This is a genomic window from Bartonella sp. AP20NXHL (assembly GCF_042196165.1).
Classification (GTDB): domain Bacteria; phylum Pseudomonadota; class Alphaproteobacteria; order Rhizobiales; family Rhizobiaceae; genus Bartonella.
The window spans coordinates 1-15,621 of record NZ_JBHIPV010000002.1 but is presented as its reverse complement, the minus strand read 5'-3'; the positions used below and the strand labels follow the sequence as shown (position 1 = coordinate 15,621).

At 38.5% G+C, this 15,621-nt stretch carries 15 protein-coding genes and 3 pseudogenes; 4 read left to right on the top strand and 14 right to left on the bottom strand.

The annotated features are described in order from the left end of the window. Positions 1-43: 43 nt before the first annotated feature. From ACFILL_RS01310 to ACFILL_RS01290, 5 genes are all read right to left on the bottom strand, one after another. On the bottom strand, positions 44-298 hold the full coding sequence (locus ACFILL_RS01310) for an exodeoxyribonuclease VII small subunit (protein ID WP_273791347.1): 255 nt from the start codon (positions 296-298) through the stop codon (positions 44-46). Between the two features lie 7 nt (positions 299-305). After that, positions 306-1,409 (bottom strand): 3,4-dihydroxy-2-butanone-4-phosphate synthase, encoded by a 1,104-nt coding sequence (gene ribB, locus ACFILL_RS01305; RefSeq protein WP_375631382.1) that lies wholly within the window; start codon positions 1,407-1,409, stop codon positions 306-308. Positions 1,410-1,424: 15 nt separating this feature from the next. Next, positions 1,425-2,513, bottom strand: a complete 1,089-nt coding sequence (gene aroC, locus ACFILL_RS01300) for a chorismate synthase (RefSeq protein WP_375631381.1) — start codon at positions 2,511-2,513, stop codon at positions 1,425-1,427. A 146-nt stretch (positions 2,514-2,659) separates the two neighbouring features. Beyond that, the gene (gene fabI / locus ACFILL_RS01295; protein ID WP_273791344.1) at positions 2,660-3,478 is read right to left on the bottom strand and encodes an enoyl-ACP reductase FabI; all 819 of its coding nucleotides are present in this window, start codon (positions 3,476-3,478) and stop codon (positions 2,660-2,662) included. 127 nt (positions 3,479-3,605) lie between these two features. After that, positions 3,606-4,508 (bottom strand): J domain-containing protein, encoded by a 903-nt coding sequence (locus ACFILL_RS01290; protein ID WP_273791343.1) that lies wholly within the window; start codon positions 4,506-4,508, stop codon positions 3,606-3,608. Between the two features lie 323 nt (positions 4,509-4,831). Here ACFILL_RS01290 and pdxH point away from each other — a divergent pair, with 323 nt between their 5' ends. Further along, positions 4,832-5,455, top strand: coding sequence for a pyridoxamine 5'-phosphate oxidase (pdxH, locus tag ACFILL_RS01285; protein ID WP_375643158.1), 624 nt, complete (start codon positions 4,832-4,834; stop codon positions 5,453-5,455). 237 nt (positions 5,456-5,692) lie between these two features. Here the strand turns inward: pdxH and ubiA are convergent, their stop codons facing one another. Then, positions 5,693-6,697 carry a 4-hydroxybenzoate octaprenyltransferase gene (ubiA, locus tag ACFILL_RS01280; RefSeq protein ID WP_375631380.1) on the bottom strand — a complete coding sequence of 335 codons (1,005 nt, stop codon included), beginning with the start codon at positions 6,695-6,697 and terminating at the stop codon, positions 5,693-5,695. Between the two features lie 90 nt (positions 6,698-6,787). On the opposite strand from ubiA, the gene purD reads away from it, so the two are divergent. After that, positions 6,788-8,071 carry a phosphoribosylamine--glycine ligase gene (gene purD / locus ACFILL_RS01275; RefSeq protein ID WP_375643160.1) on the top strand — a complete coding sequence of 428 codons (1,284 nt, stop codon included), beginning with the start codon at positions 6,788-6,790 and terminating at the stop codon, positions 8,069-8,071. A 1,074-nt stretch (positions 8,072-9,145) separates the two neighbouring features. Here the strand turns inward: purD and ACFILL_RS01270 are convergent. The 3 genes from ACFILL_RS01270 to ACFILL_RS01260 all read right to left on the bottom strand — a co-directional run bounded on the left by ACFILL_RS01270 (position 9,146) and on the right by ACFILL_RS01260 (position 12,192). Continuing rightward, on the bottom strand, positions 9,146-9,673 hold the full coding sequence (locus ACFILL_RS01270) for a DUF6101 family protein (RefSeq protein WP_012754813.1): 528 nt from the start codon (positions 9,671-9,673) through the stop codon (positions 9,146-9,148). Positions 9,674-9,817: 144 nt separating this feature from the next. Further along, entirely contained in the window at positions 9,818-11,227 is a 1,410-nt protein-coding gene (locus ACFILL_RS01265) for an FAD-binding oxidoreductase (protein WP_375643161.1), read from the bottom strand. A 2-nt stretch (positions 11,228-11,229) separates the two neighbouring features. After that, on the bottom strand, positions 11,230-12,192 hold the full coding sequence (locus ACFILL_RS01260) for an L-threonylcarbamoyladenylate synthase (RefSeq protein ID WP_273791338.1): 963 nt from the start codon (positions 12,190-12,192) through the stop codon (positions 11,230-11,232). A gap of 282 nt (positions 12,193-12,474) precedes the next feature. On the opposite strand from ACFILL_RS01260, the gene ACFILL_RS01255 reads away from it, so the two are divergent. Both ACFILL_RS01255 and ACFILL_RS01250 read left to right on the top strand, forming a co-directional pair. After that, positions 12,475-12,756, top strand: coding sequence for a type II toxin-antitoxin system RelB/DinJ family antitoxin (locus ACFILL_RS01255; protein ID WP_375643162.1), 282 nt, complete (start codon positions 12,475-12,477; stop codon positions 12,754-12,756). A 7-nt stretch (positions 12,757-12,763) separates the two neighbouring features. After that, complete coding sequence (locus tag ACFILL_RS01250) at positions 12,764-13,045, top strand: type II toxin-antitoxin system YafQ family toxin (RefSeq protein ID WP_273791336.1); 282 nt, start codon at positions 12,764-12,766, stop codon at positions 13,043-13,045. Between the two features lie 60 nt (positions 13,046-13,105). Here ACFILL_RS01250 and ACFILL_RS01245 read toward each other — a convergent pair. The 5 genes and pseudogenes from ACFILL_RS01245 to ACFILL_RS01225 all read right to left on the bottom strand — a co-directional run. Then, positions 13,106-13,325, bottom strand: a pseudogene (locus ACFILL_RS01245) (hypothetical protein). Beyond that, complete coding sequence (locus ACFILL_RS01240; protein ID WP_375643163.1) at positions 13,318-13,524, bottom strand: hypothetical protein; 207 nt, start codon at positions 13,522-13,524, stop codon at positions 13,318-13,320. The pseudogene ACFILL_RS01245 and the gene ACFILL_RS01240 overlap by 8 nt, the downstream one beginning before the upstream one ends. Beyond that, the gene (locus ACFILL_RS01235) at positions 13,457-13,672 is read right to left on the bottom strand and encodes a hypothetical protein (RefSeq protein ID WP_375643164.1); all 216 of its coding nucleotides are present in this window, start codon (positions 13,670-13,672) and stop codon (positions 13,457-13,459) included. The genes ACFILL_RS01240 and ACFILL_RS01235 overlap by 68 nt, the downstream gene beginning before the upstream one ends. 66 nt (positions 13,673-13,738) lie before the next feature. Further along, positions 13,739-14,026: pseudogene (locus ACFILL_RS01230) on the bottom strand (glycoside hydrolase family protein); the annotation flags it as partial. Beyond that, positions 14,021-15,033 (bottom strand): annotated as a pseudogene (locus ACFILL_RS01225) (hypothetical protein); the annotation flags it as partial. The pseudogenes ACFILL_RS01230 and ACFILL_RS01225, both read right to left, overlap by 6 nt. Positions 15,034-15,621: the final 588 nt, after the last annotated feature.

Sequence of the window (15,621 nt, the reverse complement as noted above, 5' to 3'; positions counted from 1 at the left end):
GCATCTCTTAAGTCCCACAATAAATATCCAAAAAGATTTAATATTATTTAGCATCAAGTGGTTCTACTCCTTCTGGAGAACCTTCTTCTGAAAACTGGATTTTTTCAACTTTAGCTTCAGCAACTCTTAAGAGTTTTTCACAATGCTTTTTAAGCGCTTCACCGCGTTCATAAATATCAATGGATTGTTCCAAAGGCACATCGCCACGTTCCAAATTTTCGACAATAACTTCAAGTTGCTTAAGCGCTTGCTCGAAACTTAAGGTCGTAATATCTCCCTCTTGTATCTCTTTTTTCATATGAACCTCAAAAAATATCTGTTCTGGATATACGAATTCCAAAACCTTCCAAACCTACATAATGGCGCTCTTTAGAAGCATAAACAATAACAGAGCCTATTCCTAAATATTTTAAAATTTGTGATCCTAAACCAATTTTGCGCCATTCTTCTTCGCGTTCAATCGCCTGCACATGGTTTTCTGAACTGTCTCTTGCCATGTTTTGAATATCAATAGTTGATTGTATAACAGATCCTTCACGCAAATAAATAAATACGCCACGTTTTTCTTTTTCCATCATACGCCGCATCATCACCATAATATCTGAAGTTTGACAAAAAACGTCATTTATAATGTTTTCATGATGTAAATACACAGGAATATCCTCCCCCTCACGGACATCACCAAAAACAATTGCAATATGCTGAACGGCTTCCCAAGGGAGTTGATAACTTTGAATAATAGCGGGACCTACAAATGTTTCAATAGGCATTTCTCCAACATTTTTGATCAATATTTCCTTACGTTGGCGGTAAGCAATTAAATCTGCAACCGTTATAATATGCAACCGATGTTCTTGCGCAAATTTCATAATCTGATCGCCATGTTTAACGCTTCCATCATCATTAACTAACTCACCGATAACACCAACCGGCGGCAAATTAGCTAATTTACATAAATCAACAGCCGCCTCTGTGTGACCTGAACGCATGAGCACCCCCCCTTCATGCGCAATCAAAGGAAAAACATGCCCTGGACGAACAAAATCATCCGCACTTGCATTTGAATTCGCAAGATTACGTACAGCTAATGTACGGTCATGTGCTGAGATCCCTGTTGTTATGCCGTGTTTAAAATCAACAGTAACCGTAAATTGTGTCCCATGTGCAGAGTTATTATCTGGTACCATAGGAGAAAGATTAAACCGTTTTGCTTCTGTTTTTGGCATAGGTGTGCACACAATACCTGTTGTGTGACGAAGAATAAACGCCATCTTTTCTTCTGTACAATGCGCTGCAGCAACAGTTAAATCACCCTCATTTTCACGGTCATCATCATCTGTTACCACAACAATTTCACCGTGTTCAAAAGCTTTAAGTGCAGAAACAATTTTTTTTTCATCATACGCCATTGTTCACCTTCTCAATCACCCAACTTGACCGCGATGTCTTAGATAATGGTCAGCAATAGCACAAGCAACCATCGCTTCACCAACAGGAACGGCACGGATCCCAACACATGGATCATGACGCCCCTTTGTTATAACGTTTATATCATGACCATCAACATCAATAGAGCGACGAGGTGTTAAAATTGATGAAGTAGGCTTTACAGCAAAACGTGCAACAATTGGCTGTCCACTCGATATTCCCCCTAAAATACCTCCCGCATGATTTGATAAAAAAAGCGGTTTTCCATCATTTCCCATTCGCATTTCATCGGCATTTTCTTCTCCACTCAAGCGGGCTGCCGCAAAACCATCACCAATTTCCACACCTTTTACCGCATTAATCGACATAAGTAACGAGGCAATATCTTGATCAAGCTTTGCGTAAATAGGGGCTCCTAAACCTGCCGGAACATTTTCTGCAACGATCTCAACAACCGCTCCAACAGATGTCCCCTCTTTACGGAGTTTACTGATATAATCACTAAAAATGTGAACCATCTCTGCATCAGCTGTAAAAAAAGGATTATTATCAACCTCTGACCAATCCCAACGATCACGATTAATATTATGAGGACCAATTGCTATCACTGCTCCTCGTACAATCAAACCAGGAACGATTTTACGAGCAAATGCACCAGCTGCAACACGTGCTGCCGTCTCCCGTGCCGAAGCACGTCCCCCGCCTCGAAAATCACGAATGCCATATTTAATATCATAAGTATAATCCGCATGTCCTGGACGATACTGATGGGCAATCGAGCTATAATCCTTCGAACGCTGATCTGTGTTTCGAATCAACAGAGAAATTGGTGTACCTGTTGTCACCAATGTCGTCCCATCGTCTTGAACAACAACTCCTGAAAGGACCTCTACTTTATCTGGTTCTCGGCGCTGCGTTGTATATTTTGATTGTCCTGGTTTGCGTTTATCAAGATAAGCTTGAACTTCTGCAAGAGTAAAAATAATTCCAGGTGGACAACCATCAATGACACAACCAAGAGCAGCACCATGACTTTCACCCCATGTTGTTACACGAAACAAATGACCAAATGTATTATGCGACATGAAAAAGATCCGTTTCTCTGTCAAATATTACAACGACAACGCATGTTGTATGCTATACACAAGGTAGCTCTTTGCGCTCAAATACTCTTAGCCACTTTAAATTTGGTCAAATTACTGCTGTCCAATAAAATCCTATAAACCAAACTTTATTCTTTAACGACAGAAATGTCTGGTGCATCAACGGCTTTCATACCTATGATATTATAACCCGAATCGACATGATGGACTTCACCAGTAACAGAACGAGACAAATCTGAAAGAAAATAAAGCGCAGAATCACCAACCTCTTCAATTGTTACCGTACGACGTAATGGAGCATTATATTCATTCCATTTTAAAATATAACGAAAATCACCAATACCAGAAGCTGCTAACGTTTTAATGGGTCCAGCAGATATAGCATTAACACGAATATTTTGAGGACCTAAATCTACCGCTAAATATTTCACGCTCGCTTCAAGAGCCGCTTTAGCAACCCCCATTACATTATAATTTGGAACAACCTTTTCTGCTCCATAATAGGTCAGTGTCAAGATTGAACCACCATCTGGCATCAATTTTTCTGCACGCTTCGTTAGAGCCGTTAGGGAATAAACGGAAATATTCATGGTCATCATAAAATTTGATTCGCTGATATCAATATAACGACCACTTAATTCATCTTTATCAGAAAAACCAATAGCATGAACTAAAAAATCGAGTTTTCCCCATTTCTTCTCTATTTCTTTAAAGACCGTATCAATAGAGACACTGTCAGAAACATCACAATGTCCACAAACAAACCCCTTTAATTCTTCAGCCAAAGGCTCAACACGCTTTTTCATTGCTTCACCCTGATAGGTAAAAGCAAGCTCTGCCCCTGCGCTACTTGCCGCTTTAGCGATTCCCCAAGCGATGGAGCGATTATTGGCCAACCCCAAAATTAAACCACGCTTACCGTACAATAAACCATTACCCTTAGCCATCAGCACTGCCCCATTGTTACTTAAAATTAATATTATTCATCTGCCTATGACACAGGTCAACTTTTTCTTCAAGCAATTGGTTTAAAATCAAACAAAAACTACGCTTTTATATATAAAAATTTTAAAATTAATCTTGTTGCATTTGCAAAAACTGTTCTAGCGCGGCATTTTCACCTTCCGGCAACATAATGCGAACATGCACATAAAGATCATCTCTTGTACCATTTTTTAAACGAAGCCCTTTCCCTTTCAACCGTAAAACGCGATCAGAACTTGACCACGCAGGAATCGTTAAAACCACACGTCCCTCCAACGTCTCAACTTCTTCTTTTGCTCCCAAAACAGCATGTTTAAGAGAAACTGGTAAATCAAGATGAAGTGCTCTTCCTTCAACCCGAAAACGAGGATGTTTTTGAATCTGAATGGTTATCAACGCATCTCCTGCTTGCCCAAGAGCTACCTCTTCTCCCTGACCTTTTAAACGAATAACCTGTCCGTCTTCAATATAATATGGAAGTTTAATTTTTAACTTTTTTCCATTTGGAAAAACAGCTTCCACCTTTTCTGCGCCAACCATCTGCTCTAGTGTTATGGCAAGATTAGCACGAACATGTGCTCCTTGTTGGGGACGGTTATAGTGTGTGGAATTCGAAAAGCTACCTCCTCCTCCAAACAGATCCCGAAAAATATCACTCGCATCAAAACCTGCACCACCTGAAGAGGAAAAATCAAATCCCTTTGCTCTTCCTGAAAAGGGATTTTGTTTATTGCTAAAATTTTCACCAGTACCATAGGCTTGATAAAGCGGTTTTCCTTCCATATCAATTTCACCGCGGTCAAATTGTGCCTTTTTATCTTTATCACCTATAATTTCATAAGCTTGATTAATTTCAGCAAATTTTTCTTTAGCCTTTGCATCATCTCTATTATGATCTGGATGATACTTCTTTGCTAATCTTCTAAATGCCGATTTAATCTCTTGCGATTTTGCGGTACGTGCCACACCCAGAATCGTGTAGGGATCACGCATATTGCCCTCTTTTCAATTTCTTCGTTTTCAAAATATCAACTGATACGTTGTTAATACCCTTATAACTTCATCAATCTATTCTAGAGAATAATTTCTTCTTTTCTCTTTATATGTCTATCAATAAACTAAAATACCAGATAAAATGAGATATTTATTTAATATAGCTCCTTGTAGTCTATGCTAAAGTAAAAATAATTAAACTACCATAGAAATACACGATAGCATTGGCTTTTTGAAAATAAGGAAAAATGGTACTGTGACTTCTTGATGATAAAGTAAATGAGAAAATGCCTCACCCATGCTCACTGATATTTGGAGAAACTATGAGCAAAAAAATACCAATAGATGATCATTTTATGCAAATGCAAAAACCTTTTGAACTTTTCGCAAAGTGGCTTGAAGAGGCAACGATAAGTGAAATAAATGATCCGAATGCTATGGCATTAGCAACAGTTGACGAAACAGGACTCCCTAATGTTCGTATGGTTCTCCTCAAAGACTACAGTCCCCAAGGCTTTGTCTTCTATACCAATTATGAAAGCTGTAAAGGACAAGAAATTTTAAAATCAATGAAAGCATCCTTAGGTTTTCATTGGAAATCGCTCCGTCGTCAGGTAAGAATTAGAGGAATTGTTGAAAAAGTAAGTCAACAGGAAGCCGATGCCTATTTCCAATCACGACCACGTGGTAGTCGAATTGGTGCATGGGCATCTAAACAATCTCAACCTTTAGACAATCGTTTTGTGCTCGAAAAAGCAATTGCTCAATATACTGCGCGTTATGCTCTAGGTAATATTCCACGACCACCTTATTGGTCTGGGTTTCGTGTTAAACCCCTTTCTATAGAGTTCTGGTGCGATCGCCCATTTCGTTTACATGATCGTCTGCTTTTTACACGCGATTGTATTGAAAACAATGATTGGAAAAGACAAAAACTTTATCCCTAATCCTTCAAACTTCATCGTTATGAAGATTTTTTCTTCCCAACAGTTAAACAAATATTTTTTATTTGAAAAATTCTAAAAGAAGATGATTTATTTTATTTAAATAGAAGAATTTCATTTCCACTGTAACAGTTGATTAGTAATATTTTCTACTGTATCGCTTAAAAATAGATTAGCAACAAGCTTATTTTAAAAAACATACTGTATTCAGTAGAAACTATGATTTTAGCTAACTTATTTTTAGACCGCAGGATAAAATATCGTCCATATACCCCCACATACTAAACCAGCAAAAATCACAAAACCAATAAGCGAATTAGATTTGAAAAGCCTGAGGCATTGTGAACTGTCATCTATATCAATGACTTTAATTTGAATAAACATATGGATGCTTGCCACAAAAATCCCCAAAAAACTAAGAACAGGGACTCCAGCTAAATAAAATGCTAGACTAATGAACATCACAAAACCACCATACAAAAATACTAAAGCACGCTTGGTTGCTTTACCAAAGAGAAGAGCCGTAGAACGGACACCAACAGTAACGTCATCTTCTTTATCTTGATGTGCGTAGATTGTATCATATCCTATGGTCCACAAAATTGATCCTACATAAAGCAAGATTGGTGCCCAGCTTAAACTTCCAAAGACAACAGCCCACCCCATTAATGCCCCCCAATTAAACGCAACGCCTAAAAAAAACTGCGGCCAATATGTTACGCGTTTCATAAAAGGATAAAATGCAACAGCTATCAATGACGAAATACCTAGAAAAAAACTAAACCTATTAAATTGTGATAAAACAACTAAACCAACCAAACATTGCACAAGTATAAAAACTCTTGCTTGAAACCGACTCACATGACCTGTCGGCAATGGGCGAGAACGTGTCCTTTCTACCTGAGCATCAATTTTATGGTCAATAAGATCATTCCAAGTACATCCTGCCCCTCGCATAGCAATAGATCCCAGAAAAAAAAGAAAAAGATACCAAACCCAATGAAGAAACATTGATAAAAGAGTATCGTAATGCATTTTATAAGAGAAAAAAGCCATTGTTGTTGACCAAAAACAAGGCCACATCAACAATTGCCATCCAATAGGCCGATCCCAACGCGCCAATTGCGCATAAAACCATAAAGAACAGGGAAGGAAATTGTAGACCCATTGTTTGGAAGATGCATCCATAACCCGTCCTTGGCTATCATAGGACTGAACATGCGCGATATTTTTATTTTTTTTCATCAAATGATTTACCTTTGGTCTTGCGATAGAGACATTTCATTCTTATGAGAAGGGGATGAGATTAATCATCTTTTATGAGAGGAGCAAGCAATGAATATTCTTCTTATTGGCTCAGGTGGACGAGAACACGCTTTAGCATGGAAAATAGCAGCATCACCACTGCTAACAAAGTTATACTGTGCTCCTGGAAATCCTGCAACAACAGAATTTGGTGAAAATATTAATTTAAACATTGATGACCATTCCCTTGTTATTAATTTTTGTAAAGCACATTCTATTGATCTTGTAATTGTAGGACCAGAAGCACCATTGGTTGCGGGTATAACAGACTCTCTTAATAGCGCTAACATCTGTGTATTTGGTCCTACTCAAAAAGCTGCTCAACTAGAAGGTTCAAAAGCTTTTACAAAAGATTTATGTCGTAAGAATAACATTCCTACAGGAAGTTACCAATGCTTTAATGATGCCTCTAAAGCTAAAGCTTACATTCAGCAACAAGATGTTCCCATTGTTATTAAAGCTGATGGCTTAGCAGCTGGCAAAGGTGTTGTGGTTGCAACAACTATGGAAGAAGCATTTAACGCAGTTGATGCCTGCTTCAAAAGTACATTTGGAGATGCAGGAAACAAAATTGTTGTAGAATCTTTTCTTGAAGGTGAAGAAGCAAGCTTCTTCTGCCTTTGTGATGGTAAAGTTGCTCTTCCTTTTGGATCTGCTCAAGATCATAAACGTGTAGGTGATGGGGATATTGGAGCAAACACCGGTGGTATGGGTGCTTATTCACCAGCGCCCATCATGACCAAAGAAATAGTGAATCGTACTCTCAAAGAAATTGTTGAACCAGCTTTAAAAAGCATGAAAGAAATGGGCGCTCCCTTTAAAGGTATTCTCTTCGTCGGATTAATGATAACGCAAAAAGGACCCGAATTAATTGAATTTAACGTACGATTCGGTGATCCTGAATGTCAAGTTTTAATGATGCGCCTCAAAGATGACATTTTGCCAATTTTTCTTGCTGCTGCTCAAGGAAAACTTGAAAATAAGCCTCTTCGGTGGTCTGAAAAAGCTGCTCTCACCGTTGTTATGGCTGCTAATGGTTATCCAGACTCTCCCAAAAAAGGTACTGTTATCCGTAACGTTGATCAAGTAAACTCTCTTCCCGATGTGAAAGTTTTTCAAGCTGGTACAGTGTTGCGTGATGGAGAACTCATTGCAAATGGTGGACGTGTTCTCAATATAACTGCAACAGGAAAAACGATTACGCATGCACAAAAACGTGCCTATGAAGCTGTTGATTGTATTGATTGGCCAGAAGGTTTTGTTCGTCGTGATATCGGATGGAGAGCCGTTGCGCGAGAAAATAAAATCCTTTGAATATTCTTTTTCACGATTTTATTATTTTATATAAGAGCATGACACACAAATTTTCTCACTGTTTTACGTTGACCATAATTTTGAAAAAATGAGTGTGCTTTCCTTTGAACAATCAAATATTATAAATAGAATATTTACTCATGATAAAATAGGAAAATTTTTTGAATCTGAAAATGTAATATAAAATGATCATTTTACTGTTACTTTAAACGTATTTTCTCATCATTTTTATAAACACTTTCTTTCTTATAAAGTCCTGAAGAAAAACATATATACTATCATTTCTTTTATCTATCGCGTTTTTAATGAAATTCCGCTTTTACAAAAAATAAAATGCCCAAAAAAGATAGTTATATTATTCACATACAAATTCTTAAACAATACCTCTCATGCTCATCACTCCCATTTTACGACACTACCTGCAAATAGTATAAATCCACTCTTCCATCTTTCTGGAATAAAAATAAAAACCGATACCATCTTTGTATTTTCCAACTCTCAATATTACGATAACCCTTTCTATCTAAATGATTTTGATTATAAGAGAGAGAGATGAAATAAGAATATTCTGCAATATTCAAAGCTCTCATTCAACATGGAGAAATTATTTATAAAAAAATTCAAAAACACTTCCAGCAATCTGCTGGTGTTTTTATGATGTGGCAAAAACCCAAAATTATACCGCCAAAAAAAAACAGTTTCTATTGTTATGAAAACCGTTTTTACCTCTCCGAAAAAAGCGTTTTACATAATCGATTCCTGCTGCCAATGTATGGTGTCAAAAAACTCTCATTTACAATCATTGACTTCCTCTTTTTGTTTTCAAGAACCAAAAGTCACACCAAATCCCGTCTGTAAAGGTCTGGATTCTCATTGAGCGGGTTCCTCTTGCTTCCCACTCCTATGCTGCACTTACACAAATACCTACAAGCAAACTTAAGAATATTTGCCATATCTCCTAAAACACTTCATGTGTGAAGTTTACATGCCTTATATTACCGCTCCAAACAACGATGTTTTACAGCACAACAAGATAAATGCTGACGGTAGTACAAAAATAAATGCATGTTAATATTACTGGAGTGCAATTCGATTCGCAATCACCAAACGCAAGCCTAACGGATTGCTATAACGAAGTAAAAAACGCTTTTGTTTAGAATGTGCTGTTGTACCAAAAAATCGATGTAAATCAGAACGATCTTTTACAACCAGAATGCGATTATCTTCATTGATCATAAGCATGGGAAGGCCATAAGTATCCGCCCATAATCGCCAATCCAGAAGAACATTATTCAAATCTCTGGAAACCAAAAGCGGTATACAAGCTTCCTCATCGGCATGAAGTAATTCTAATGCAACAGCTCTTTCTCCTGAACGCGTTTTTACGGTACGTGCTGCAATTCCTTGGAAATGATAAGGGGGTATTAAATGCGATAAACTTGAAGGCATATCCGTTTTAAAAGAAACACCACGCTCATTTAACGAACAAATAACCTGATTACCCGTTTTGGATGAAAAATATGTCGTCGTTTGTGGCAAATGGCACGGATCTAACCGAAATTCAAGCACCGCTTTTGCCTGATTAAAGCATTGATTAGCCATATACATTATCCCAATTTATCTTAAATAACATACACCCTTTAGCAGCTTTTTCTCATTGGATTATTAAAAGTTTGAATAAAAAACAACTGGTTTCTTTTTTGGTTATTAAAATCTAAACAAAAATACATGATCACCATTCTTGAATTATAATACTTTTCCAGGATTCATTATCCCTAAAGGATCGAGCGTTTTTTTAATCCCTTGCATAATATCCAATGCGACAGGCGATTTAAAAGAACGAAGTTCTTCGCGCTTAAGCTGACCAATTCCATGCTCAGCAGAAAATGCACCTCTATAGTCCACCACTAAACTATGAATGCGATGATTCATTGTTGACCATAACTGCAAGAACACTGTCGTATCAGCTCCTACAGGTTGTGTAATATTATAATGTAAATTTCCATCACCCATGTGTCCAAAACAAATCACCCGTGCTCCTGGAGCAATATCTTCTACAATAAGCGCTGCCTCAGCAATAAAATCAGGAATAGAAGCAAGTGGGATTGCAATATCATGCTTAATGGACCCTCCTGCTAACTTTTGTGCTGATGATATACTTTCTCGTAATTGCCAAAAAAAATCTTGCTGTTTTAAAGATTGCGCAACAACTGCATCTTCTATCACCGCATTCTTTAAAGCTTCTTCTAAAATAGTACTCAATACCGATAATGCCTCATCATTGCCTTGCAACGATGAAATGTTCATTAATACATACCATTCATGTTTCCGCTGAAGAGGAGGCTTCTCACACATCTTATAATCTAAAGCCATTTGCAAACTGAGATTTCCCATGAGCTCAAAACCTGTCAACATCCCTCCTCCATATTCTTGAGCCAGAGATAAAAACTCTAAAGCCTTCGCCGGACTATATAATCCCACCAAAGCAACAGCTTTTCCTTTTATTTTTGGAAACATCTTCAAAACGGCTGCGGTTATAACTCCCAATGTGCCTTCTGCACCAATAAAAAGATCTTTTAAATCGTAACCGCTATTGTCTTTTTTAACAAAACGCAAATCATCTAAAATACGCCCATCCGGTAAAACAACTTCTAAACCAAGACAAAGATCACGCATATTGCCATAAGCTAAAACAGCTGTCCCTCCAGCATTCGACGAAAGATTGCCTCCTACTTGGCAAGAACCTTCAGATGCCAAAGAAAGAGGGAAAAAACGACCTGATTCATCCACTTTTTTCTGTAAATCCTGTAAAATAACACCAGCCTCTACAACAACAAAATTTCCCTCAAGATTTATAGCTCTAATCTTATTTAATCGCTCCATGGATAAAAGAACGCTCCTTCCTCTTTCATCTGGTTGTTGTCCCCCCACAAGCCCTGTATTTCCACCCTGTGGCACAATCGGTGTGCGCGTTTTGCTCGCTAACTGCATAATCGATGAGATCTCTGCGCAAGAAGATGGACGTAAAAGTAAAGGTGTTTTTCCATGAAAAATCCCACGCTCTTCAAGCAAATACGGCGCAATCAACGCTTGATCTGTTATAGCATGCTTAGCACCAACAATTTCCCTAAACCCCTCAATTAATTCCTGCTCCATGTTCATTTCTCCTTTGGAGCTGCAGCCCGTATAAGACGATCATTGATAGCCTCCCCTAATCCGTATGATGGAATAGGTTCTACTGCGATACATCTCACTTTAAATGAATCTAATTCCTTCATATATTGAAATAAATGAGAGGCTGCCTCTTCCAACTTTCCATCTTCGCTAAGGTTTAAAATAGAAACGGCATTTTCAGCCCCCATAACACGCTTTGAACCAAATGCTAAAAGCGCTTCACCATTTTCCACCTTTTCTACATTCAAACGAACCGTGGCATTGGGGGCATAATGCGATTTTAACATCCCAGGAGCTTCAATCGCCGCCCTTTGATCTATCCGTTTTAAAGACTTCCCCACAACTTCTTCAATTTTATCAGCCGTAAGCCCCCCTGGACGCAAAAGATAAATATTTTCACCACAAATTTTAATAATCGTTGATTCTAGCCCTATTTTAGCAGGTCCTCCGTCCAATATTAAAGGAACAGATTCCCCCAAAGATGCAAAAACAGCCTCAGCTGAAGTAGGGCTAAGACGCCCCGATTGATTCGCACTAGGAGCAGCAAGTGGACGGCCAAAATGTTGTACCACTTCCGCAAAACGACTGTCTGGAAAACGAACAGCCAAGGTATTCAAACCAGAGGTTGTTAAAGGATGGATATTATGCTGTTCCTTTAAAGGCAAAACCAATGTCAAAGGCCCTGGCCAAAATTCCTCCATTAATTGGCGTGAAAGAAAGTCAATTTCAACATAACGTTGTGCCATTTCGATGCCGCTGACATGCGCAATAAGAGGATTAATTTGCGGACGACCCTTTGTAGAATAAATAGAAGAAATTGCCCTCCCATTGGTTGCATCGCCCGCTAATCCATAAACAGTTTCCGTTGGTAACGCTACTAACTTCCCTTTTTCAAGAAGCGCTATTGCTTCTCTTATCGAAGCACTATCGAGTGGTAGAATCGTCATGATACATCATTTCTATAACACTCTTTTAGTGATATTATGCTCTTTTTTATTCATATATCACATTGATTTTATATAGTTTTTTTTAAAAGTGCGAGGTTCATAAATAAAGGTTAGGGAATAGGATTTTCCAATATTCTTCTACAAAACATATCTTATTCTGCCAACTTTCTCTAATCATTTTTTGAATTTTGCTAAGTTCTCTTGTGAAAAGCTATTGTTGAAACTCTTGACATAAACTTAACGTGTAGGACATTGTACTACAATTGAATAGGAGGTTTAGCAATGGGAAAAATTCAAGCCCGCATACCTGATGAAGTTCAAGAAATTGCAAGTGCAGTTATTAAGTCTACGGGTTTAACTGTATCGGATGCAGTACGCATGTTTATGACCCGCATTGCTAGAGATCGAGCATTACCGCTTGATCTATTCCAACCAAATCCGGAAACATTACGAGCTATCGAGGATGCTGAAATGGGACGCATCGAACATACATCATTAGACGGCTTAAGGACCATGATACGGGAAGATAGAACCGAAATGCGTAAATCTGAAAAGCAAACCTAAGCTTGCTATGCGGGAAATTGTCTATACGCGTTCATTCCGGTGTGATCTTAAACATGAAAGCAAAGGTAGGTATGCTAATGCACTAGAGGAGAATTTACTGCTTGTAGTCAAAGCGTTAGCGGAGAATGAACCGCTAACGGCGCATTGGAGAGATCATGCACTAACATGTCAATGGCGCAATTGTCGTGATTGTCATATCAAGCCAGATTTAGTTGTGATCTATCGAAAGCCAGATACCAAAACACTAGAGCTCTTACGACTTGGTTTGCATTCTGAACTACGCTTATGATTGGATCTCCAATTCATAGTAAAAAGAATTTTTCGTAGTTTTGCTTGTATGACAGTTTTCCTAATTCTTTGAGAACCATTGTTTTAAATGTGCAATGACATTATCTAGCGCATCCATGAGGCGTGCAAAATCAAGGATAAGCAAAAAAAAGAAAAAATGCTATCCACTTCATCAAGCGAGACATCATTTTCACGCTTTGATAGGTGATGATCATTTCTTGAAGCATTTCTTTTCTACTTCTGTAATTTCTATATCGTCTTGTGTTTTTTTTTCTAATCATGTTTCCAACCACACAAGCGTTCACCTAGATTATTGTGCTTTAAGATCTCTCTTGCTAAGTTTGAACTGATGGCGTTCAGATCTTGCTGGCTTAAATAAATAGGTAACCAACCAACACAAGAAGAAACATATTTATTTGTCGCGCAACCAATCAGAGAGAGCAGCACGCACATCAGCATCACTTTTTTGATTAACTTCACTTTCCACCTCCAGCCGTGTTGTGGCTGCTTTTAAAGCTTTTTCTGTTTGCTTTTGTTGCTCTGCTTTTTTCCCAAGAGTAAAAGCTCTTGCCAAGGCAATAAAAAAAGCGGCTAAAGCCGCACCTGTTACCATCAAGTTTCTTTTCATCCATAAGATCCATAGGCGGTGCTCCTGAAAGCGTTTAGCAACAAAGAAAATGCCAGTACATGCGGCTCAAACCATAATGGCGGCTAAAGCCCATTGAATGGGTCCATTGCCCACTAAAAATCCACCCAGACCTGAGAAAGAACCAATAATCGGTGCCAATGCTTCTGCTTTACCCCCCCGTTTCTACTGTTTGATAATTAGCAGAAGCACAAGCCCCTTTCGTCCATAGCCCTGCCTCTGATACACGCCGGAGTACAAGACCTTGTAAACGTTTGCCTCTTGGCTTTGGTCCATTTTCTGCAATTCGGTTGGTACAGCTTCATAATCACCCCGATTAAGCCTTTTAAGCAATGTTCTATAGCCTTCTTGAGGGCTTAACGTGTTGCCTATGATTTTCATGGCAAGATCTGGATATTGTGTGAGTGCTTGCGCATCTTCATCGCTATACCCTTTAGAGCGTAAAAATTGCAAAGTTTGTTTATGTTGTGCGTGTTCCTTGTTGCCCTGCCGCATAAGGATAGATGCATTTGAAAAACTTTCTTGTGGTGTCTTTCCTAACGCAAGCCCTGCAAAAAAATCCATTAAATGCTCGGAAAATTCTGATTTTCTAAAACGCTCCCATAAGCTACTTGGATTTGCTCCTGTCTGAACAAAGTTATCAAGTGACTTGATATAATCTGTTTTTTGTTCAAGATCACCACTTGCTTTTAAATGTTCCTCTTCTGGTAAGTGTGCATTCAAATGTTTTTCTTCTCCTATAGGTGCCTCAAAAAGCTTTTCCTCATCATTTCCAGAATCGTTTTTCAAAGAGTTTTCCGCTATAGATTTCTCATTAAGTTGAGCAATATAATCCATCACATCTTTTTGCTGTCGCCCAGCTTCATCCCCACTAGACTAATCAATGTTCGCAACAAGTGGAGATTGAGGAATCATTGATGCAACACCTCCCTGCTCTGAGAAGTCATGCTTTTGTTGCTCTGGCGCCTCTTGTATCTTAACAGTATCCTTTGAAACATCCGGTAATAGAGGCATTTGGCGCTTTAAATCATCTGTAGACATAATCAATTCTGCTGGCGTTTTTTCCCAGCTTGTTCTGTCCCTGCTTGAGAACCACGAATAAGCTCTGTAGGACTCAATTTTTGTGGAGTATTATCCCCATTGCTCGCATCAAAAGGGTTTGTGCTAAAAGCAGCACGTTCTAAAAAACTTGGCTTGTATCGCCCTTCCAACGGCGTGCTTGGAGGCGTAGAAAGCTGTTCGAACAAATGCTTTGGCAATTGAGGCATGACCTGATACATCAAGGGACGCAAAAATTTTGGATCAAACAACTTTAAAAGAGAATTTGTGTTTTCTTGTTCCATCACTGCACCCTTTCCATCTCAAAGCCAAGCTTGCTATAATCCACATGCAAAAAACCTGTCGCCTTATGCAAGAAAACAGCTTCTGGCTTTGACTTCAAAACATCCTGTGCCATCACCCAGCGATAGCGCTCTGGATAACCCTTGTAATTATACTCATAGAGTTTGTGTCCATTTCGCTGCCCTACTCGTACAATATTTTCTTTCGATCTGATGTCGCTAAGCCCAGCAAAAGTACCAAGGATAGTTCCAACATTTTCAACAATCTCTCATGGATTAGGTTTTGGCTACAACAATATATTGATTTATAATGATAATTTACTGTTTTGTATATTGAATTAGAGTCTCGAATAACGTAGGATTCTCTCATTTCAAATCTGTTTATGTTGAATCAACTAAAACCACTTACTTGCACATAACAAGTGGGATGAGTGTGTGGGTAAAAACTGTACAAGAAAGGAGTAAAAATGGTTCTTATGAACCGTCTTAATGCAAGGGCTGTCGCAACACCCACGAGCTGGCAAATATAATGATGGTGCCGGCTTGCTTCTCCATAAGCGTAAAGATGGTGGTGCTCAATGGCTTTATCGT